Origin of the sequence: Streptomyces albiaxialis (assembly GCF_039530985.1) — a bacterium.
GTDB classification, from domain to species: domain Bacteria; phylum Actinomycetota; class Actinomycetes; order Streptomycetales; family Streptomycetaceae; genus Streptomyces; species Streptomyces albiaxialis.
Map to the genome: position 1 here is coordinate 27,675 of NZ_BAAAPE010000012.1, position 20,518 is coordinate 48,192.

Consider the following 20,518-nt stretch of genomic DNA (forward strand, 5'->3'; position numbering starts at 1 on the left):
CGTGCGTCGTGGCTCGTCGCGCAGTTCCCCGCGCCCCTGAAGCGCCCCTTCGGGGCTGCTTCCGGGCGCGGAGCGCCCCCACGGGGCAGTCTCTGGTCAGGCGAGTCTGCCGAGTGAGTGGACCAGGGCGGTCACGCCGGCCTCGGCCTTCGTGCGGGGGCAGCCCACGTTGAGGCGGACGAAGCCCGGCGCACCGTACGTCGTACCCGGCATGATCGCGACGCGCTCGCGCTCGATCAGGTCGCGCTGGAGCGCGTCGTCCGCGACGCCGAGGGCGCGGACGTCGATCCAGGCCAGGTAGCCCGCCTCCGGCGGGACGAAGGCCAGGCCGGGGAAGGCGGACTCCAGGCGGTCGGCGACCATGCGCAGGTTGCCGTGGACGTACGCGCGGAGCGCGTCGAGCCAGGGCCCGCCCTCGCGGTACGCGGCGATGTGGGCGACGAGCGAGAGCACGGCCGGGGAGGAGAGCCCGTCGGCCTCCTTCAGCGCCCGCAGGTAGGCGTCCCGTGACTCCGGGTCACCGACGATCCCGTAGCTGCCGGTCAGCGCGGGGATGTTGAACGACTTCGACGCGGAGGTCAGCACGGCCCAGCGCCCGCCGGGCGCCCCGTGCAGCGTCCACGGCCGGTGGACGTACGGCGGGTGGGCGAGGTCCGCGTGGATCTCGTCGCTGATCACCGCGACGCCGTACCGCGTGCAGAGCGCGGCCATGCGCTCCAGCTCCTCGCGCCGCCACACATGCCCGGTCGGGTTGTGCGGCGAGCACAGCAGCAGCACGGAGGTGTCGGGCAGGGCCAGCAGCCGTTCCAGCTCCGCGTCGTCCCCGAGGGGGCAGCCGCGCAGCTCGCGGCCGTGCGCCGCCAGCACCTTCGGGAACGCGTCGTACGACGGGGTGTGCACCACCACCCCGTCGCCCGGCTCCGACCACAGCCGCAGGAGCTGCGAGACCTGGTAGACCACCGAGGGGCCGTAGACGACCGAGCCGGGGTCCACGTCCGCGTCGTACCGGTGCGCGAACCATCCCGTCACGGCCGACAGGAAGTCGTCGTGCCGCCACCGGGAGTAGCCGAGGACTCCGTGGCCGAGGCGGGCGCGGAGCGCGGCCAGGACCTCGGGCGCGGTCTCGAAGTCCATGTCGGAGATCGTGAACGGCAGCAGGTCCGGGACGCCGAAGCGGTCCTCGACGTAGTCCCACTGTGTGCACCAGGTGCCGTGCCGGTCGACCGTACGGTCGAAGTCGTAGCCCCCGCCCATCAGTCCGCCGCCGGGAGCAGCGCGTCGATCGCGTCCTTCACCTGCTGCACCTGGGGCCCGATGACGACCTGCGCGGTGTTGGCGTCGAGCTTGACGACGCCGACGGCGCCGAGCTTCTTCAGCCGGGCCTCGTCGAGCTGTTCGGCGTCGTCCACGGTGAGGCGGAGGCGGGTGATGCAGTTGTCGAGGGTGCGGATGTTGGCGGGGCCGCCGAGCGCTTCGAGGATCGCGACGGGATCGTACTTCCCGGCCACCAGGGCGACGGGTTCGGCGGGAGCGGTCTCGGCCTCGGCCGCGTCCTCCTCCGGCTCGTCCCGCCCCGGCGTCTTCAGGTCGAAGCGGCGGATCGCCCAGCGGAAGAGGAAGTAGTACGCGGCGAACCAGACGGCCGCGATCACCGGGACCAGATACCACTTGGTGGTGCTGCCCTGGAGGACGCCGAAGACGAGCCAGTCGATGACGTTGCCGTCGGTGTTGCCGATGAAGACGCCGAGGACGGCGGCCGTGAGGAAGCCGAGGCCGACGAGGACGGCGTGGATCAGGTAGAGCCAGGGCGCGATGAACAGGAAGAGGAATTCCAGCGGTTCGGTGATGCCGCCGACCACGCAGGCGACGACGCCGGAGACGAGCAGCGCCTTGATCTCGGGCCGCATCGCGCGCCGCGCGCAGTGGTACATCGCGAGCGCGGCGCCGGGCAGCCCGCCGAGGTAGGCGGCCATCTTGCCCTGGGAGAGGAAGTGGGTGGCGCTGGTGACGTCGCCGTTCGGCGCGGCGTCGCAGTTGATCTGGGCGTAGAACATGTTGAGGGCGCCGGAGACGTGCTCGCCGCAGACCGCGCCCGAGCCGCCGACGTCGGTGAAGCGGAACATCGCGACGAGGACGTGGTGCAGCCCGACCGGGCGCAGCAGGACCTCGCCCATGCCGAAGAAGAACGGGCCGAAGACCCCGGCGTGCCCGATGGCCTCGCCGATGTCCTTGATCCAGCCGTTGAACGTCGGCCAGACGAGCGGGATGAGCAGCCCCGCGGCGCTCAGCACCAGCGCCGAGATGATCGGCACGAAGCGGAGCCCGCCGAAGAACGCGAGCGCGTCCGGCATCCGCTGGGTGCGGAAGCGGCCGTGCAGCCAGGCCACGACGATGCCGACGGCGACGGCGCCCAGCAGCCCGGTGTCGATGGACTGGATGCCGAGCACGTCGGCGATCCCGTAGTGGGCGATCTCCTTCTTGTCCTCCAGGTCGACGCCCTTGGTGGTGAGGAAGAAGTTCACCGCGAGGTTCATCGCGACGTAGCCGACGAAGCCGGAGAAGGCCGCGACGCCCTTGTCCTCGCGGGCGAGGCCGAGCGGGATGGCCATCGCGAAGAGGACGGGCAGGAAGGTGAAGGCGACCTGCCCCGTGTTGGCCATCCATGTGAAGACGACATGGAAGCCCTGGCCCTGGAGGAAGGTCAGGTTGTCCGTGACGGCCTCGCTGGAGAGCGAGGAGCCGATGCCGAGCATGATGCCGCAGAACGCCAGCAGGGCGACGGGGAGCATGAACGTCTTGCCGAGGCCCTGGAAGAACTCCCAGAGGGAGGACTTGGCCTGCCGTATCCGCTGTGTCCGCGCGCTCGTCATCGGGCCAGTCTGCATGTCCTGACATCAGGATGTGCAGGGGGCAACGAGTTACGAATTCATAGCGGAGGGCCTGGTTCCACGGGCGGGAACCAGGCCCTCACACCAGGTGACGGACGGACGCGGTTACTTGAGCTTCGTGCCCGTCGAGCGCAGGTTCGCGCACGCGGTCAGCACGCGCTCGGCCATGCCCTTCTCGGCGGCCTTGCCCCAGCTCCGCGGGTCGTAGACCTTCTTGTTGCCGACCTCGCCGTCGATCTTCAGAACGCCGTCGTAGTTGCTGAACATGTGGTCCGCGACGGGACGGGTGAAGGCGTACTGGGTGTCGGTGTCGAGGTTCATCTTCACGACGCCGTTGTCCAGCGCGGTGGCGATCTCCTCCTCCGTGGAGCCGGAGCCGCCGTGGAAGACGAAGTCGAACGGCTGCGCGCCGGCGGGCTTACCGAACTTCGCGGCCACGCCCTCCTGGAGGTCCTTCAGCAGCTCGGGACGGAGCACGACGTTGCCCGGCTTGTAGACACCGTGGACGTTGCCGAACGAGGCGGCCAGCAGGTAGCGGCCCTTGTCGCCCAGGCCCAGGGCCTCGGCGGTGCGGATCGCGTCCTCGACCGTGGTGTACAGCTCGTCGTTGATCTCGTGGGTGACGCCGTCCTCCTCGCCGCCGGTCGGGGTGATCTCGACCTCAAGAATGATCTTGGCGGCAGCGGCGGCGGCCAGCAGCTCCTGGCCGATCTCCAGGTTGTCCTTGAGCGTCTCGGCGGAGCCGTCCCACATGTGGGACTGGAACAGCGGGTTCTCGCCGCGGTTCACGCGCTCCTGGGAGAGGGCGATCAGCGGGCGCACGTACCCGTCGAGCTTGTCCTTCGGGCAGTGGTCCGTGTGCAGGGCGATGTTGACCGGGTACTTCTTCGCGACGATGTGCGCGAACTCGGCCAGCGCGACCGCGCCCGTGACCATGTCCTTGCTGTACTGGCCGCCCAGGAACTCCGCGCCGCCCGTGGAGATCTGAACGATGCCGTCGCTCTCCGCCTCGGCGAAGCCGCGGAGCGCGGCGTGCAGGGTCTGCGACGAGGTGACGTTGATGGCGGGGTAGGCGAACGTGCCTGCCTTCGCCCGGTCGAGCATCTCGGCGTAGACCTCGGGGGTTGCGATGGGCATCAGACCGCTCCTTGGGTGTGTGGTTCGTCCGGGTACCGGCTCGACGTCATCGTCGGCCCCATCTTTCCAGACAGGGTCGAATGCTCCAGCCCCGGGGTTTCACAAGTTCACGAGAGGGGACTCTGGGTGGTTTCACGTGAAACCGGCCGGAGTCTCAGTCGAGCCCCAAGTCACCGAGATCGAACGCATGTACGTACGGGACTCCGGCACGCTCCATCGCGGGGGCCGCGCCGCGCTCGACGATCGTCGCCACCGCGACGACCTCGGCGCCCGCCTCGCGCGCCGCCTCCACGGCGGTGAGCGGCGAATTGCCCGTCGTGGACGTGTCCTCGACGATCAGCACCCGGCGGCCCGCGATGTCCGGGCCCTCGATGCGGCGCTGGAGGCCGTGCGCCTTGCCGGTCTTGCGCACCACGAACGCGTCGAGCTTCCTGCCGCGCGCGGCGGCGGCGTGCAGCATCGAGGTCGCGACCGGGTCGGCGCCGAGCGTCAGCCCGCCCACCGCGTCGTACTCCAGATGCGCCGTGGCGTCCAGCATCACCTGGCCGGTGAGCGGAGCGGACTCGCCGTCCAGCGTGATGCGGCGCAGGTCGATGTAGAAATCGGCCTCCGCGCCGGAGGAGAGGGTCACCCGGCCGTGCACCACGGCCTTGTCCTTGATCTGCCGCAGCAGCTCACTGCGCACGTCATCGCTCATGGGTCCCGAGCTTATGCGGTGTGCGGGGACGCTCACCCACATGCCTTCCGCCTCGCACGGCCACGTCCTACGATCCGCCCCTCACCGGCCTCACCCCCACCATGGAGGTCCCCATGAGAAGACGTACGACGCCGACGGCCCTGACCGCTCTGGGTGCCGCCGCGTTACTCGTACCGCTCGCGCTGGTCGACGGCGCGAGCGCCGCCGACGACGAGGGGCCGTCCCGCGCGCCCCGCCCCGAGAAGACGCACGAGACCTTCCTCTCCCGCCCCGGCCTCGCCGCCGAGGCGCCCGCGCTCTCCACCATCCGCACCGGCAAGGAGGACCCGCGCCCCCTGCTCACCACGCCGGGCACCACGGCGCAGGGCGGCATCGGGATCTACGACAACAGCGGCCAGTTGATCTACTGGAAGGACGGCAAGTACGCCGACCTCAAGGCGGCCACGTACAAGGGCAAGCCCGTCCTGAGCGTCTTCACGGCGACGTCGGAGAACGACGGGAAGTACGTGCTGCTGGACAGCTCGTACCAGCAGGTCGCCGAGTTCGCGGTGAAGGGCTACACGACCGACCCGCACGACTTCCAGATCAGCCCCGACGGCAAGCGGGTGCTGCTGCTCAGCTACCACCCCGTGAAGAAGGACCTCAGCGAGTACGGCGGGCCGAAGGACGCGACCGTCACCGACGCGGTCGTCCAGGAGCAGGACATCGAGACCGGCGAGGTCACCTTCGAGTGGAGCGCGCTCGATCACATCCCGCTGACCGAGACCCAGGTCCGGCTCGACGAGAAGGACGTCGACTACGTCCACTTCAACTCGCTCGCCTACGAGAAGGACGGCACGCTCCTCGCCAGCGCGCGGCACAGCAGCACCGTCTACAAGATCGACACGGCCGACGGGAAGATCAAGTGGCGGCTGGGCGGCGAGAACAGCGACTTCGCGCTGCCGAGCCTCGGTGACGCGTTCAGCTTCCAGCACGACGCGCGGCGGCTGAAGGACGCTCCCCCTGGGCCTGGCGGCCCGGGAGGTGCCCCCCGCATCTCCGTCTTCGACAACGGCAACCTCGCGAATCCCCAGCGGTCGCGCGGCGCCGTCTACACCCTGGACGAGGCCGCGAAGAAGGCCACCCTCACGCGCGACCTCCAGCCGGACCCGCCGCAGTACGGCTCGTACGTCGGCTCCAGCAACGAGATGGCGAACGGCAACCAGCTCGTCAGCTACGGCAACACGGGCGAGATCGCCGAGTTCCAGGGCGAGGCCCCGGTCTGGGCCGGGGCGTTCCCCGAGAACTACCTCACGTACCGGGCGCAGCGCGCGGACTGGAAGGGCACGCCGTCCTCGAAGCCCTCGGCGGTTCTCCGGGGCGACCGTGTGGCGATGAGCTGGAACGGCTCCACGGAGGTACGGCGCTGGCGCGTTGTTGCCGGGGGCAAGACCGTGAAAGAAGTCGAGCGAATGGGCTTCGAGACCCGCACGACGGTCCCGGAGGGCACGAAGAAGGTCCGGGTCGTCGCCGTTGATGCGAAGGGCGAAGAACTGCGGGCCCGCACGGTCACAAGGCACTGAGCCAGCTCACCCGGCATGGGGGGCTGCCCTTGCCCACCCTGCGCCCCTGGCGCAGACTGCCCAAGCTTCGCGGAAGAGCTAAGGGGCGCGGGGAACTGCGCGACCAGCCACGACGCTCGCGCGCCCCGCGAACCACAGCCCGGGGCACCCCGAACCCGGCTCTTGTGCCGGGGCACCCGGCGAAGGGGGCTGCGCTTGCCAACCCTGCTCCCCCAAGCTCTTCGAGCAGGGGGTACCCCCAGTGGCAGACTTCCCAAGCACAGTGGGGGGAAGAGCGGGGCTCGCCCTTTCAGGGGCGCGCAGACCTCCCACGCTTCGCGGGAGGGAGGAGCAAGGGCCTGCCCCCCTGGGGGTCAAAGGCGGCGCCAGGTCCAGGTCGTCGAGAGCTCCAGCGGGTCCACCGGAGTGACAAGGCGGGGGTGGGAGTTGAGGCCGTTCGGGGGGCCGGACTGGGGTTCCACGCAGACGCCCTCGCGCTGCTCGTCGTAGATGACGACCCATTCCGCCCGGCTCCTGACGCGCAGCGACAGCTCCTCCGGCCACGTCAGGGTGACGTCCACACCGTCCGGCATGCCGAAGCAGTCGTCCCACGGCCCGGGGCGCGGGGCGATCCGCTTGCCCGTCGGGATGTGGTCCTCGCCCCGCTCCTCCTGCCACTCGGCGGTGAAGTCGATCCGGACGTCCTCGCCGCCCGCGCCGAGGTTGCGGAGGAACCACGGGTGCCATCCGGCCTGCGCGGGGAACGACGCGTCCGGCGTCTCGACACCCAGCGTCAGCGTCACCCCGCCGCCGTCCTCGGCGAGTTCGACGACCTGGGTGACCCGGCCCTCCCAGGGCCAGGGGTCGGTCAGGTCCAGGACGAAGGACGCCGTGCGGCCGTCGCCCCGCACCGTCCGCCACGCCGCGTGGCGGACGGTGCCGTGGATGGCGTTCGGGCCGTCGTTGACGGGGAGCTGGAAGAGTTCGCCGCCGTTGCGGAAGCGGCCCTCGGCCGTACGCCCGCACCAGGGCACCATCACGAACGAGCCGTACTTGTCGCCCTGGCGCAGCAGTTCCGTGCCGCCCACCTTCAACGAGGCGATCCGGCATCCGTGCTCGGGCTCGACGGTCAGCTCGGTGTCTCCGGCGCGCAGAACAGTCATACGGCCGACCCTAACCGCGCCTCAGCGCCGTCGCCGCAGGACCCGGCCGATCACGACGGCCCCGGCGACGACGACGGCCGCCGCGGGCGCCGCCCAGCGGAGCGTGGCGGTGGCGGTCGCGGGCTCGGGGGCGGGGACCGGCGCGTACCGTCCGCGCGGCGGCGCGTGGTCGACCTCCTCGGCGCTGCGCCCGATCATCGTGCGGCGGGCGTGCGCGGCCTCGGCGGCGAGCGGGTCCTCCGGGTCGAGCGGGTCGCGGCCTGGACCGTCCCCGGTGCCGGTGCCGGCGGCGTCCTCCGCCTCCAGCGACGACGGCGGGATCTCCGTCTCGAAGACGCTGGCGTGCTCGGTCTCTCCGGGCCGTTCCCCGGACCGCTCGCCGGACCGGCCCTCGGGCTCGGCCCGTTCCTCGGGCTCGGGGATGCCGGGGATCGCGCGCTCGTTGTCGCCGGGGGCGCCGATGCCGCCGGTGACCGGCGGCGGGTCGTCGCGCAGGCTGTCGGTGAGCGCGGCGCCGAAACGGTCCAGCAGCCGGATGCCCGCGGACGCCGCCGCCTTGGCGTCGGCGTCCCCGATCCGGCCCGTGCCCGTCACGGTGCCCGTGCACAGCAGGTGCGAGCCCTCCTCGCCCTCGGTCTCCGGGCTCTCGGCCGGTCTCGGCACGACGCTGAGCACCAGCTTCACCGAGCCGCTGCCGCGCGCCTCGCTGCCGGTGCCCTCGACGGAGAAGCCGTCGGCCACTCCGCCCGCGGCCTCGCGCGGGGTCAGCGTCAGGCTGCCCCGGTACGTGATGGTCGAGCCGCCGATACGGACCCTCATCCGGCCCGCCACGGTGCCGGGGTCCGGGGCGCCCGCGCCCTCGGTACCGCTCTCGGCACCGCTCGCGGCACCGCCCTCGGCGTCCTGCTGAAGGCCCGGTACGCAACGGGCCACGCGCTCGCGGTCGGCTAGTGCGGCTCGTACAGAGCCGATGGGAAACGGAACGTACACCTCGTGCTCCATGGTGCGGAGCCTATTACTGATGCCTTCAGCGCACATATGACTGGGCCCGGATCGGTCCCGTCAGCCGGGATCGGCCGCCAGGTAGCGGGGGTGCATCAGGGTGGAGGCCGGGAGTCCGCTCAGCCGACCGGCCTCGGCGCGCTGCCGGGCCTCGGCGAAGCGGCGCGGGGTCAAGACCCGTGCCGGGGGGAGCTGTTGTCCCGTTCCCGCGAGCCGCAGGGCCGAGGTGCCGCCGCCCGCGCCCACGCCGCCGCCCATGCCCCCGCCGGTTCCACCGCCCGTACCGCCGCCCGTACCGCCGGGCGCGCCGGGCTGCGGCGAGGCGAGGACGAAGCCCCAGCCGTGCGGGCCGCCGCGCCCGCCGTCCTCGCGCTGGGCGGAGCGGTCGGGCCCGGAGGTGAAGCGGGTGCGGTGGCCGTCCACGACGTACGGCCGGGTGTGCAGGCCCGCGGAGCGGAGGGTGGCCTCGACCGTCCAGTAGACGCGCGGGCGGCTGCCGGGCGACCCGGCGTGGACCGCGAGCCGCCCGTCGCGGGTGAGGGCGCGCGACGCCAGCCCGTAGAACTCCTGCGAGTAGAGCTTCGTGCTGGTGGTGATGCCGGGGTCGGGGAGGCCGGAGATCACCACGTCGTACGGCTCGCCCTCGCGCTTCCTCAGCCACTTCCTCAGCCAGGCGAAGGCGTCGCCGGTCTCCACGCGCACCCTCGGGTCGTCCAGCGAGCCGCCGTTGAGCGCGCGCAGCCCTGGGTCGGTGCGGCCGAGCCGGGTCAGGCCCGGGTCCCGCTCGACGACGGTGACCTCACGGACGCCGGGGAAGCGCAGCACCTCGCGGACCGCGAGGCCGTCGCCGCCGCCGAGGACCAGCACCCGGCCGTGCGGCAGGCCCTCCGCCATCGCGGGGCGCACGAGCGCCTCGTGGTAGCGCGCCTCGTCGGCGCCCCGCACGCGCAGCCGCCCGTCGAGGAAGAGCCGCAGCTCCTCGCCGCCGCCCGCGCCGTCCGCGAGGTCACCGGCCCCGTCGCCCGCGCCGCCCGTGCCGCCGACGTCCCCGGTGAGGACGATCTCCTGGACGCCGGTGCGCACGGCGACCCGCAGTTCGTCCCCGTAGACCGCGTTCCGCGCGGCGCGTTCGAACGGGTCGACGAACGCGGTCCCGGCGAGCAGCACCAGCGCCACCCCGCCGTTCGCCGCCAGCACCCACCAGCGGCGGCGAGGGCTCAGGTCGCGGTGGAAGAGCCACAGCACGACGACGCCGCCCGCCAGCGCGTTCACGACGCCGGTGAGCAGCCCGCCCGTCAACTGGCCCAGCAGCGGCAGCAGCAGAAAGGGAAAGGCGAGGCCGCCGACGAGCGCGCCCACGTAGTCGGCGGCGAACAGGTCGGCGACGGCGCCGCCCGGGTCCTGCCTGCGGATGCGCTGGATGAGCGTCATCAGCAGCGGCATCTCCGCGCCGATCAGCACCCCGATCGCGAACGAGATGACCACGAGCGCGATCCGGGCCTCGCCGAACCAGGCGAACATCGCGTACAGCCCCATGGCCGAGCCGCCGCCGACGAGCGCGAGCAGCGCCTCGACGTACCCGAAGGCGGAGGCGGCGTGGCCGCGCAGCCGCTTGGCGAGGAGCGAGCCGACGCCCATCGCGAACACCATGACCGACAGGACGACGGAGGCCTGGGTGACCGAGTCGCCCACCAAGTAGGAGGCGAGGGCGACCAGTTCCAGCTCGTAGACCAAACCGCAGGCGGCGCACATGAAGACGGAGGCGAGGACGAGCCAGCGCCCGACCGCGGCCGGGACGGGCAGCCGGACACGGTCCTCGTGCGACTCGTGGCCGAAGCGCTCGTAGGGCCGGTCGATCATGCGTGCACGCTACGTGACATTGATGGAACCCCTGGTCACCCACACGAGTGCTCTCGGAGGACGAAACGCCCCGCGCGACCCCTTTCAGGCCAACGCGCGGCCCCGCCTCCCGGGGTCCGGGGACGGAGCGGGGGACGGTGCGGGGGACGAGGAGGACCGTTCCGGCGGGTCGAGCGCGCGGACGCCCACCCGGGTACGCGTCGCCACCAGCCGGCCCTCCTGCGGGTACGAGTGCCAGGTACGCCAGTGCACCTGCCCCTCGTGCCGCTGGACGAGCAGCGCGGTGAACGCGTGCGGGGCGCCGGGGAAGGTGCCCGCGAGTCCGTTCGGATGGTCGGAGACCAGTGCGAGCAGCTCCGAGGCGCGCCCGGCGAACGAGCCGCCGGACAGCGTCTCGACGCGGGCCGCGAACTCGTACTCCCACTCCCCGAACCGCTTCGACACGCCCAGCGGGAGCGGGGTGCTGCTGCCCGGCATGCAGGCCACGGTCTCGGAGCAGCTTCCGTACTCCTCGTCGAGGAGCACCTGGTGGGAGGCGCCGAGCAGCCGCAACTGCACGTGTGCCCCCGCGAGTTCGAGATCGAGGGCCGCGAGCGCCGGGAGCGGCTCTCGGCCCAGCGCCCAGGCGAGGTCGCCCGCGCGGGTGTCGGAATAGGCGGTCTTGAGTGTGGTGAGCATGGGTCGGCTCCGCAAACACGCAGTGGAGGGTGGGCCGGCCCACCCCTCGACAAGGGACCAGAGCCCGGGGACGCGAAATCACCGAATCATGGAATGCGCCGCGTCCTCAGCGGTTTTACCCAACTTCTCCGGATTTCCATCCCATAGGTGCGGGACAGGTCATGTGTTCACCCACAAAGCCCACGGGAGAGGAACGGAATCCCCACGAAACATACGGAAGTTGAGCCCCCGCGCGCAGCAGGCCGGCCCCCGGCGGAGTGCCGGGGGCCGGAGAGAGGTGTGATGTGTGCGCCGTGGCGCGGGGCTCGCGCGCGGGCTCAGCCCCCGCCGCCACCACCGCCACCACCGCAGCCGCCGCCCCCTCCTCCGCCGCCGCCCCCGCACGAGGAGCCGCCGCCGCAGGAGTGGCCGCCGTGATGACCGCCGCCGCAGGACGAGCCGCCGTCACCGCCGCCCGCCCACCAGGACGCACCGTTGTTCGGTCCGCCGCCCGCCGAGCCGCCTCCGCCGCCGGTCTTCGCGACCGCGACGATGAGCACCACGATGACGGCGATGACGAGCAGAGCTACCAATGTGATCGCCATGTGCGGTTCCCCCTTTGGTCAATTGCTGTTCCGCACACTTGTGTTGACGCCGTAGCGGCGTGAACGGCTCCTGCCCGGGGGGAATCCGTTCCAAAGCGGAGTTGAGGAACTTCAGAGGTTCGGCGGCCCGAACGGTTCCCGGCGCCGCTCACCGGCAGCTCACCGGCAGCTCACCAGCGGCTCACCAGCGGCTCACCAGCGGCTCGTCTCTCCGAAGAAGCCGTCGACCGTGAGGGCCTCGTTCGCGGTGGTGGCCGCGTGGTGGACGTGGAGGCCGACCGCGAGGTCGAGGACGCCCAGGCCGAAGGGGGAGAAGATGACGGGCTTCGTGGTGTCCGTGCGTACGGCGCCGGTGAGGTGCTGGGCGAGGGTGCCGGTGATGAAGTCGCGGTTGCCGTACTTCTGTTCGGCCAGGTGGGGCGAGGTATTGGCCTTCAGGCAGTGCTCGACGTCGTCGACGATGTTGTGGGCGCCGTGGACGATCTCCGGGCCGATGTCGCGCAGCGAGATGTTGAGGACGGTCTGGCCGGGCGCGAAGGCCGCCGGGTCGAGGATGTACGGCTCGCCCGCGGTGGTCGCCAGGACCACCAGGTCGGCGCCGCGCACCGCCTCGTCCAGCCCGCCCTTCAGCTCCGCCGGGCAGCCCAGCGTCTCGGCGGCGTGCGCGGCGAGGGCCTCGCCGTAGGCGGGGACCCGGTCGTGGACGTCGAGGTGGCCGAACGTCCAGCCGTCGGCGGCGAAGAACTCCAGGATGTTGCGGGCGATGATCCCGGCGCCGACGACCGCGACGCGCTCCGCCGTACGGCCGCCCGTCAGCTCTCGGGCGGCGAGCACGGCGGACGCCGCCGTACGGGCCGCGCTGATCTGGGACGCCTCCAGGAGCGCGAAGGGGTAGCCGGTCGCGTAGTCGTTGAGGAGGAGGGCGGCGGAGGCGCGCGGGATGCCCTCCTCGATGTTCGCGGGGAAGCTGCCGATCCACTTGATGCCCGCCACGCCGTGGCCGCCGCCGAGGTAGGCGGGGAGCGCGATGATGCGGGCGTCGGGTTTCTCGGGGAAGCGCAGGAAGTAGCTGTCGGGGTTCACGGAGTCCCCGGCGTCGTGCGTGAGATAGGTCCTGCGGACCTCTTCGATGATCTCCGGGCGGGTCCGGTCGATCACTGCGCGGGCGGTGGTGCCGGTGATGACGCTGAACTCGAACACGTCGGTCCTCTCGGTATACGCGGATACGGGTGGCATGCGGGCGCGTGCGGGGGGCGTGCGGAGAACGGAGGGGCATACGGCCCGGCCCCGCCCCTCGCCCGCCCCGGCCGGGTGCCGGGGGAGGTGAGGGGCGGGGCCGGGTGCCGCGCTCAGTGGGTGACGGGGACGCGGTCGCCGCCGGACGGCTCGGCCGGTGCCGGGGCCGGGGAGGTGGCCCCGGACGCCGCGGGCGCCGCCGGGCGGCGCTTGCGCGGGAACCAGTTGGCCTCGCCGAGCAGGGCCATGACGGACGGCAGCAGGATCGCCCGGACGACCGTGGCGTCCAGCGCGACCGCGACGGCCAGGCCGACGCCGAGCTGCTTGAAGTCCTGCATGGACAGCGTGCCGAAGACCGCGAAGACCGCGACCATGATCAGGCCGGCGCTGGTGACGACGCCCGCCGTGGAGCGGATGCCGTGCGCGATGGCCTGCCGGGTCGGTGCCCCGTTGTCGTACGCCTCGCGGATCCGGGAGACCACGAACACGTGGTAGTCCATGGACAGTCCGAACAGGACGACGAAAACGAACAGCGGCATCCAGGACTCGATCGCGCCCGGTGCCTCGGTGCCGACCAGGCCCGCGCCCCAGCCGTGCTGGAAGACGGCGGTCATGACGCCGTAGGCGGCGCCGACGGACAGCAGGTTGAGGACGATGGACGTGAGCGCGATGACGGGCGAGCGGAACGAGACGAGCATCAGCAGGAAGGTCACGCCCATGACGAAGGCGAAGACCGGGACGATGCTGTCGCTGAGCTGGTCGTTGTAGTCCTCGGAAAAGGCCAGGTCGCCGCGGACCAGCGACTCGGTGTCCTTGAGCTTGCCGAGGGTGTCGGGCACGGTCTCGCCGCGCAGGGTCTCCAGCGCCTTCTTTGAGGTGCTGTCGGTGCCGTTGCCGATCAGCGGGACGCTGATCTCGGCGATGTCCTCCTTCTTGTGGACCTTGACGTCGATCTGCTTGCCGGTCCGGCCCGAGGCGAGCGCGGCCTTCTTGAAGTCGGCGATGGCGCCGGTGACCTCGGGGCCGGTGATGTCGTCCGCCTTGACGACGACGCCGGCGGGCGCGGGCGCGCCGGGGAACTCCTTTCCGATCTTCTCGGAGACGGTGACCATCGGGCTGTCCGGCGGGAGGAGCTTGTCGGTGCCGAGCTTCTCGGTCTTCATGCCGAGCGCGGGCGCGGCCAGGACGAGCAGCAGCGCGGCGCCGAGGGCGGCGAAGAGCGCGGGGCGCCGCATGACGCCGCGCAGCAGCGCGTTCTCCTTGCGCGGGGTGCCGGACGCGGAGGTGCCGGAGGCGGAGGTGCCGGACGCGGCGGCCTCCTGCGCGGCCTTGGCCGCCGCCGCCTCGCGGCGCTTGCTCAGGAACGGGACGCGGCCCTTCTGGACGCGGTCGCCGAGCCAGGCCATCGCGGCGGGCAGCACCGTCATCGAGCCGATCACGGAGATCAGCACGACCTCGATGGTGGCCATCGCGAAGCCCTCGAAGACCGTCAGGCCCGACAGGAACATGCCCGCCATGGCGACGACGACGGTCAGGCCGGAGATCATCACCGAGTGGCCCGAGGTGGTCGCGGCGATGTGCAGCGCGGTCGCCCGGTCGCGGCCCTTGGCCCGCTCCTCGCGTTCGCGCCGCAGGTAGAAGAGGCAGTAGTCGACGCCCACGGCGAGGCCCATCAGGAACATCACCGAGTTGGTCATGCCGTCGACGGGGACGAACTGGCTGGAGACGGCGAGCAGTCCCATCGCTGCCACGCACGCGGTGACGGCGAGCACCACCGGCAGCAAGGCGGCGACGAGCGCGCCGAAGACGATGAACAGGATGCCGAGGGCGACGGGCACGGCCGTCAGCTCGGCGCGCATCAGGTCCTCGCCCAGGCTGTCGTTGATGCCCTTGAGGCCGGTCGCGGCGCCGTACTGGCCGAGGGTGACCTCGCCCTGGGCCTTGTCGGTCTTCTCGACGGCGTCGATGACCGGCTGGATGCGGTCGGCGGCGGTGTCGGGGTCGCCCTTGACCTCGTACTGGATCAGGGCCGAGTGCTTGTCCTCGGAGTAGAGGCGGGTGGTGTTGGGGTCCTTGAGGTTCTGCGCCAGGCCGGTCTTCTCGATCGCCTCGACGGTCGCGGCGACGGCGGACCGGAAGGCCGGGTCGTCCGCCGTGAGCTTGCCGCCCTCGACGAGGACGAGTTCGCCGGCGGGGGGCGCGAGTCCGGCGTCCTGGAGGATGCGCTCGGCCTTGCCCGAGTCACCCGTGCCGTAGTCGGCGTTCGTCATGGTCTTCTGGCCTGCCGACCCGCCGAGGACGGTGACGAGCACGACCAGGACCAGCCAGCCGAAGATTGCTGTCTTGCGGTGCTGCGCGCTCCAGTCACCGAGCGCGGCGGCGAAGTTCCGTTTGCTTGCCATTACCTCTCCTGCGGTCATCGGCAACCCCGGGTTCGAAGCGGTCAACCGGGGATCGCCTTCGACGCTAGGGGCGGTTCGGAGCCCTTGGGGGAATGGGCGCGTGCAGCTTCCTGCAGGGGCAAGCTACTGCCACCGCAGAACGGACATACCGGGCACCGGGCCGGGGATTTCGCTGCTACGTTTCCTGGGCAGTAACGCTCCACCCGTACCGCCGAAGTGCGGAATTCCCGGTCCTTTTCGCAGTGTTCGCACGCACCCCGGAATTCCGCCGTCATGATCCAAGGGAGGGAATTTCGTGGAGATCGCGATACAGGCTGAAGCCCTGGAGAAGCGGTACGGGGAAACCCGAGCGCTGGCCGGAGTCGGCCTTGAGGTCCGGGCAGGAACCGTCCTCGGTCTGCTGGGCCCCAACGGGGCGGGAAAGACCACGACCGTACGCACCCTGGCCACGCTGCTGGAGCCGGACGGGGGCTGGGCCCGCGTCGCCGGCTACGACGTGGTGCGCCAGCAGCGTGAGGTACGGCGCCGGATCGGCCTCGCGGGGCAGTACGCCGCGGTGGACGAACTGCTCAGCGGGCGCGAGAACCTGACGCTGCTGGGCACGCTGCTCAAGCTCGGCCGCCGTGCCGCGCGCGGCCGCGCCGACGAACTGCTCGCCTCCTTCGAGCTGGAGCACGCGGCCGACCGGCCCGTACGCACGTACTCGGGCGGCATGCGCAGGCGCCTCGACCTCGCGGCCTGTCTGATCGCGGCGCCCGAGGTGCTGTTCCTGGACGAGCCGACGACCGGTCTCGACCCGTCGAGCCGGATGGTGCTGTGGCAGATGGTCCGCCAGCAGGTTGCGCAGGGCGTGACGGTGCTGCTCACCACGCAGTATCTGGAGGAGGCCGACTATCTCGCCGACCGGATCATGGTGTTCGGATCCGGCCAGGTGCTCGCGGAGGGCACCGCCGACGAGCTGAAGCGCAAGGTCGGCCAGGAATGGCTGGAGATTGCCGTGCCCACCGACGAGGACGTGCCCCGCGCGCTCGCCGCGCTGGCGCCCGTCACCGTCTCCGTCGAGGCGCCGACCGTCGACGCGCAGCGCCGGACCCTCGCCCTGCGCGTGACCGACCGGATGACCGCCATCTCCCACTGCTCGGCGGCGCTGGAGGCCCAGGGTGTCGAGGTCACGGACTTCGCGCTGCGCAGGCCCTCGCTCGACGACGTCTTCTTCCAGCTCACCGGCGAGAAGACCACCGCATCCACCCCGGAGGAGAAGTGATGAGCGGCCTGATGGCGACCCCCGCGCCCCCCGCGGCACCCGGTCCCGGTCCCGGTCCCGGCGAGGGCCCCGGCCCGGCCCCCGGGCCGGCCCCCGTGGCGGGCCGGGGCGGCGGCCCGGCGGCCGCGCTGAGCGACGTCCTCGCCCTGACGGGGCGGCACCTGCGGCATCTGCGACGCACCCCGGAGAAGATCATCGCCGTGGCGCTGACCCCCGTCGCCATGGTGGTGATCCTCGGCTATCTCTTCGCCAGCGTCGTGAGCGTCGGCGAGGGCGAGTACCACGACTACGTGATGGCGGGCGTGTTCGCGCAGGTGGCGCTGACCTGCGTGGGGATCACGGCGCTGGGCGTCGCGGGCGACATGGGCAAGGGCCTGATCGACCGCTTCCGTTCGCTCCCGGTGGCGCGGCCCGCCGTGCTGGTCAGCCATACGGCGGCCGACCTGGTGCCCGCGCTGTGCAGCATGGCCGCCGTCGGCGGCGTCGGGCTGCTGGTGGGGTGGCGGATCGACCGGGGCGTGCTGCCCGCGCTGGGCGGCTTCGCGCTGCTCATCGCCTTCGCCTACGCGATGCTGTGGCTGGGCGCCCTGCTCGGCCTGGTCATGCGGAACGCCGAGGCCATCAACGGGATTTCCGCGCTGGTCCTCGTCATCGCGTCGTTCCTGTCCAGCTCCTTCATGCCGCTGAACGGGCTGCCCACGTGGCTGCGCACCGTCACGGAGTGGAGCCCGGTGAGCACCGTCTCCGAGTCGTGCCGGGTGCTGTGGGGGAACGCTCCCGCGGCGCACGGCAGCGGCCTGCCGGTGGAGCATCCGGTGCTGGTCGCTTCCCTCACGGTCGGCGCCATGATCGTGGTCCTGGTCCCGCTCTGCCTGCGGACCTTCCGCACGGCGGCCGTGCGGTGACGTCGTGGAGGCCACCGAAACCCGGCGACCCGAGCACCGACGGCCCGAGCGCCGACAATCCGGTCACGGATCACCCGCGCACCGGCGACCCGGTCACGGATCACCCCGGTGCGGGCCCCGTGCCCTCGGGAACGTCCTGCGAGCCCTGGAGCCAGCCGAGTTCACCGGCGATGACGCCGGCCTGGAAGCGGCTGCGCGCCCCGAGCAGCGTCATCAGCTCGGCCGTGACCCGGCGCGACGTACGCACGGAGATGCCCAGCTTGCGGGCCACGACCTCGTCGGTGTGCCCCTGCGCGAGCAGGCTCAGCACCGCGCGGGCCTGGCTGCTGAGCCCGGTGCTGTCATCGCGGGGCGCGGCCCCGCCGAACGGGAGCGACGCCTCCCACATGTGCTCGAAGAGCGCACAGAGAGCGGAGACCAGGCCGCTGCCGTGCAGCAGCAGCGCCCCGACGGAGGTGTTGTCGGGGTTGCTGGGGACGATCGCCGTGCGCTGGTCGAAGATGATCATCCGGAGCGGCAGCGAGGCGGTGACCCGCACGCGGGCGCCGAGGCCGGTGAGCCACTCCAGGTAGCCGGTCGTGTCGGGGTGGTTGGAGACGCTCTCCAGATAGAGCGAGCGCATCCGGACGCCCCGTTCGAGGAGCTGCTGGTCGATGGGCTTGCTGGCCTGCCGGCTCGCCTCGGACTGGCCGCCTCCGGTTGTGAACTCCATGACCTCGGCGGAGCACTCGTGCGCCAGCTCCACGAGCCGGGTCCGCACGGTGTCGATCCCGCTCAGCTCCTCGACGTCGAGGCGCCGCTGGTGCTGCACCGAGTCGACGTACTCGGCGACGATCTGGCTCACCGCGAGCCGCCCGGAGGTGATCTCCTGCTGGCGCTGCGTCAGTTCGGTCTCCTGCCGGGCCAGCAGTGAGACCAGGCTGACCTCGGGGTTGACCAGCATCAGCCCGCCGGGCCGCTGGTCGGACTGGCGGATCAGCGAGAGCCTGGCCAGCTCGTCCAGAGCGGCGCGGACCTCGTCGGACGGCCAGTCGAGCTGTTCGGCCAGTTCGGCCACACCTAACTCGGGCTTGGCCACCATGGCCCGGTAGACGGTCTCCGCTCTGGCACTGACTCCTAGTACTTCCAGCACGTGGTCTCCCCCATGAGTGCTCCGAGTACCGCTGCGGCCCCTCCACGGTCCGGCCACACCCCCGACATATTACGACTCAACCGCGCGTATGACATGGCCGGTTAATGCCAGTCACGTCAACGCACCGTGCACAGCTCCCCCGTACACAGCCGACCAGGGGCGCCCCCGGCCCCGGGAAGGGCAACGTCATGTACATGCTGATCGGCCGCGTCGTCCGCGGCCGTACCGTCCTGGACGCGGATCAGGTGCGGAAGCTGATGTACGCGGCGGCGGAGGCCGAGGACGGCCTCGAACACGTCTACGCGGAGACGGACTTCGAGGGCGCCAGCGCGATGCTCTTCCTCACGGCGAACTCGGCGCCGCACGCGGAGCAGGCCGCTTTCCGGATCATGAGGAGATTCCTCGACTACGAGGAACTCAACGGCTGGGAATGGGAAGGCCGCGATCCGGGTCGCGATTCCGGGCACCAAGCCGGTAAGTGACCTTCCGGTTTTCCGGCTGGCAAACAGTTGCCCGTGCAGTTCCCTGCCAACGATTTCGCGTGACACCGGATATCCCGACCGACAGTATTTGAGTCAGCGGAAGACGAAAGGGAGTTCCAAAACTCCCCGGAATTCATTCCTTCCGCTTTCCGAATCCACTGTCCTGAAAGGAAAATCCGATGCGCTACGCCCACGCCTTCGCCGCCCGCACCTTCGCCACCGTCGCCCTCTCCTTCTCCGCCGTCCTGGGCCTCGCCGTCACCGCCTCGGCCACGGGCAACGGCGACGGCGTCGGCTGGGACTTCGCCCCCAAGTCCCCCGCCTCCGCCTCCTCCGCCGCCTCCTCCGCCGTCTCCTCCGCCGTCTCCGCGCCGGCCTCCGCGCCGCAGAGCGGGGACGAGGGAGACGGCGTGGGCTGGGATCTCGCCCCCGCGTCCCGGGGAGCCGCGGACGGTGCGGCAGGCCTGAACTCCCCCGGTGTCGGCTGGGACTGAGCCACCGCGACGCCACGGGGAACCGGACATCACACCAGAACGGGGGCGGGCATCGTGCCCATCATCTCCACGCCGCAGGAGTTCAACGAGGACGACCTCTTCGTGGACCTCCGCGCCATGTACGGATATCCGCTGTATCTGAAGTGCGAGGGCTTCAACTTCGCCGGCTCCGTGAAGCTGAAGGCCGCCTCCTCCATGATCGACGCCGCCGAGCGCGGCGGTCTCCTCCGCCCCGACTCGATCCTGGTCGAGTCCTCCTCGGGCAACCTCGGCATGGCCCTCAGCATGATCGCCGCCGCCAAGGGCTACCGCTTCGTGTGTGTGGTCGACCCGCGCACCAACCTCTCGACGCGGCAGGTCATCGAGTCCCTCGGCAGCGAGGTGCACGTCGTCACCGAGTCCTCGTCCGTCGGCGGCTTCCTCGGGGCCCGCCTGGACCACGTACGCCATCTGTGCGCCTCCGACCCGCGGTACGTGTGGCTGAACCAGCACGCGAACCCGAACAACTGGCGGGCGCACTACACCACCACGGCGCCCGCCATCGAGAAGCAGTTCCCCGGCCTGGAGCTGCTGTTCGTCGGCGCCGGCACCACCGGGACCCTCATGGGCTGCGCCCGCTACTTCAAGGACCGGCCCGGCAGCCCCGTCACCGTCGTCGGCATCGACAGCGTCGGCTCCGTCACCTTCGGCGGCCCGCCCGGCACCCGGATGATCCCGGGGCTCGGAGCGGGCGTACGCCCCGCGCTCTTCGACGAGTCCTACGTCGACGACCTCGTGCTGGTCTCCGAGACCGACACCGTCCGCACCTGTCACACCCTGGCCAGGGGCGGCTTCCTCTTCGGCGGCTCCACCGGAACCGTCGTGCACGGCGCGCTCACCTGGCTCGCCGACCACCGCCCCGGCGAGGACGTCACCGCCGTGGCCATCTCGCCCGATCTCGGCGACCGCTACCTGGACACGATCTACCGGGCCGGCTGGGTCCGGGACCTCTACGGCCTGGACGCGCTGGAGCTGTCCGCGCCACCGGACACCGTCATCTCTGGAGTGCACTGA

At 71.4% G+C, this 20,518-nt stretch carries 18 protein-coding genes; 6 read left to right on the forward strand and 12 right to left on the reverse strand.

From position 1 onward, the window contains the following. Nucleotides 1–96: 96 nt before the first annotated feature. The 4 genes from ABD343_RS22430 to ABD343_RS22445 all read right to left on the reverse strand — a co-directional run bounded on the left by ABD343_RS22430 (nt 97) and on the right by ABD343_RS22445 (nt 4,722). Nucleotides 97–1,254: a MalY/PatB family protein gene (locus ABD343_RS22430; protein WP_344531000.1), complete on the reverse strand. Its 1,158-nt coding sequence runs from the start codon at nt 1,252–1,254 to the stop codon at nt 97–99. After that, a complete protein-coding gene (malX, locus tag ABD343_RS22435) occupies nt 1,254–2,870 on the reverse strand; it encodes a maltose/glucose-specific PTS transporter subunit IIBC (protein WP_344531002.1) in 1,617 nt (538 codons plus the stop codon). The genes ABD343_RS22430 and malX overlap by 1 nt, the downstream gene beginning before the upstream one ends. Before the next feature lie 123 nt (nt 2,871–2,993). Then, entirely contained in the window at nt 2,994–4,025 is a 1,032-nt protein-coding gene (fbaA, locus tag ABD343_RS22440) for a class II fructose-bisphosphate aldolase (protein ID WP_344531004.1), read from the reverse strand. 154 nt (nt 4,026–4,179) lie between these two features. Further along, nucleotides 4,180–4,722: an orotate phosphoribosyltransferase gene (locus tag ABD343_RS22445; protein WP_344531006.1), complete on the reverse strand. Its 543-nt coding sequence runs from the start codon at nt 4,720–4,722 to the stop codon at nt 4,180–4,182. A 113-nt stretch (nt 4,723–4,835) separates the two neighbouring features. Here ABD343_RS22445 and ABD343_RS22450 point away from each other — a divergent pair, with 113 nt between their 5' ends. Beyond that, nucleotides 4,836–6,284: an arylsulfotransferase family protein gene (locus ABD343_RS22450; protein WP_344531008.1), complete on the forward strand. Its 1,449-nt coding sequence runs from the start codon at nt 4,836–4,838 to the stop codon at nt 6,282–6,284. Nucleotides 6,285–6,637: 353 nt separating this feature from the next. Here ABD343_RS22450 and ABD343_RS22455 read toward each other — a convergent pair whose 3' ends face one another. From ABD343_RS22455 to ABD343_RS22485, 7 genes are all read right to left on the reverse strand, one after another. After that, nucleotides 6,638–7,426: an aldose epimerase family protein gene (locus ABD343_RS22455; RefSeq protein WP_344531010.1), complete on the reverse strand. Its 789-nt coding sequence runs from the start codon at nt 7,424–7,426 to the stop codon at nt 6,638–6,640. Nucleotides 7,427–7,447: 21 nt separating this feature from the next. Continuing rightward, the gene (locus ABD343_RS22460) at nt 7,448–8,428 is read right to left on the reverse strand and encodes an SRPBCC family protein (protein WP_344531011.1); all 981 of its coding nucleotides are present in this window, start codon (nt 8,426–8,428) and stop codon (nt 7,448–7,450) included. 60 nt (nt 8,429–8,488) lie between these two features. Next, complete coding sequence (locus ABD343_RS22465; RefSeq protein WP_344531013.1) at nt 8,489–10,288, reverse strand: polyamine aminopropyltransferase; 1,800 nt, start codon at nt 10,286–10,288, stop codon at nt 8,489–8,491. 84 nt (nt 10,289–10,372) lie between these two features. After that, entirely contained in the window at nt 10,373–10,966 is a 594-nt protein-coding gene (locus ABD343_RS22470) for a DUF2617 family protein (protein ID WP_344531014.1), read from the reverse strand. Nucleotides 10,967–11,283: 317 nt separating this feature from the next. Continuing rightward, nucleotides 11,284–11,550: a hypothetical protein gene (locus ABD343_RS22475; RefSeq protein ID WP_344531016.1), complete on the reverse strand. Its 267-nt coding sequence runs from the start codon at nt 11,548–11,550 to the stop codon at nt 11,284–11,286. Nucleotides 11,551–11,742: 192 nt separating this feature from the next. Continuing rightward, nucleotides 11,743–12,750, reverse strand: coding sequence for a 2,3-diaminopropionate biosynthesis protein SbnB (sbnB, locus tag ABD343_RS22480; protein ID WP_344531018.1), 1,008 nt, complete (start codon nt 12,748–12,750; stop codon nt 11,743–11,745). Nucleotides 12,751–12,899: 149 nt separating this feature from the next. Continuing rightward, nucleotides 12,900–15,188 carry an MMPL family transporter gene (locus ABD343_RS22485; RefSeq protein WP_344531020.1) on the reverse strand — a complete coding sequence of 763 codons (2,289 nt, stop codon included), beginning with the start codon at nt 15,186–15,188 and terminating at the stop codon, nt 12,900–12,902. A gap of 295 nt (nt 15,189–15,483) precedes the next feature. On the opposite strand from ABD343_RS22485, the gene ABD343_RS22490 reads away from it, so the two are divergent. Further along, nucleotides 15,484–16,452, forward strand: a complete 969-nt coding sequence (locus ABD343_RS22490; RefSeq protein ID WP_344531021.1) for an ATP-binding cassette domain-containing protein — start codon at nt 15,484–15,486, stop codon at nt 16,450–16,452. Further along, the gene (locus ABD343_RS22495) at nt 16,452–17,357 is read left to right on the forward strand and encodes an ABC transporter permease (protein WP_344531023.1); all 906 of its coding nucleotides are present in this window, start codon (nt 16,452–16,454) and stop codon (nt 17,355–17,357) included. Before ABD343_RS22490 ends, ABD343_RS22495 begins: the two co-directional genes overlap by 1 nt. 100 nt (nt 17,358–17,457) lie before the next feature. On the opposite strand, the gene ABD343_RS22500 is transcribed toward ABD343_RS22495, so the two are convergent. Next, nucleotides 17,458–18,489, reverse strand: coding sequence for a LuxR C-terminal-related transcriptional regulator (locus tag ABD343_RS22500; RefSeq protein WP_344531024.1), 1,032 nt, complete (start codon nt 18,487–18,489; stop codon nt 17,458–17,460). Nucleotides 18,490–18,683: 194 nt separating this feature from the next. Between ABD343_RS22500 and ABD343_RS22505 the strand changes: the two genes are divergently transcribed. From ABD343_RS22505 to sbnA, 3 genes are all read left to right on the forward strand, one after another. Then, the gene (locus tag ABD343_RS22505; protein ID WP_344531026.1) at nt 18,684–18,971 is read left to right on the forward strand and encodes a hypothetical protein; all 288 of its coding nucleotides are present in this window, start codon (nt 18,684–18,686) and stop codon (nt 18,969–18,971) included. Between the two features lie 179 nt (nt 18,972–19,150). Further along, nucleotides 19,151–19,465, forward strand: a complete 315-nt coding sequence (locus ABD343_RS22510) for a hypothetical protein (RefSeq protein WP_344531028.1) — start codon at nt 19,151–19,153, stop codon at nt 19,463–19,465. 54 nt (nt 19,466–19,519) lie between these two features. Further along, nucleotides 19,520–20,518 carry a 2,3-diaminopropionate biosynthesis protein SbnA gene (gene sbnA / locus ABD343_RS22515; RefSeq protein ID WP_344531030.1) on the forward strand — a complete coding sequence of 333 codons (999 nt, stop codon included), beginning with the start codon at nt 19,520–19,522 and terminating at the stop codon, nt 20,516–20,518.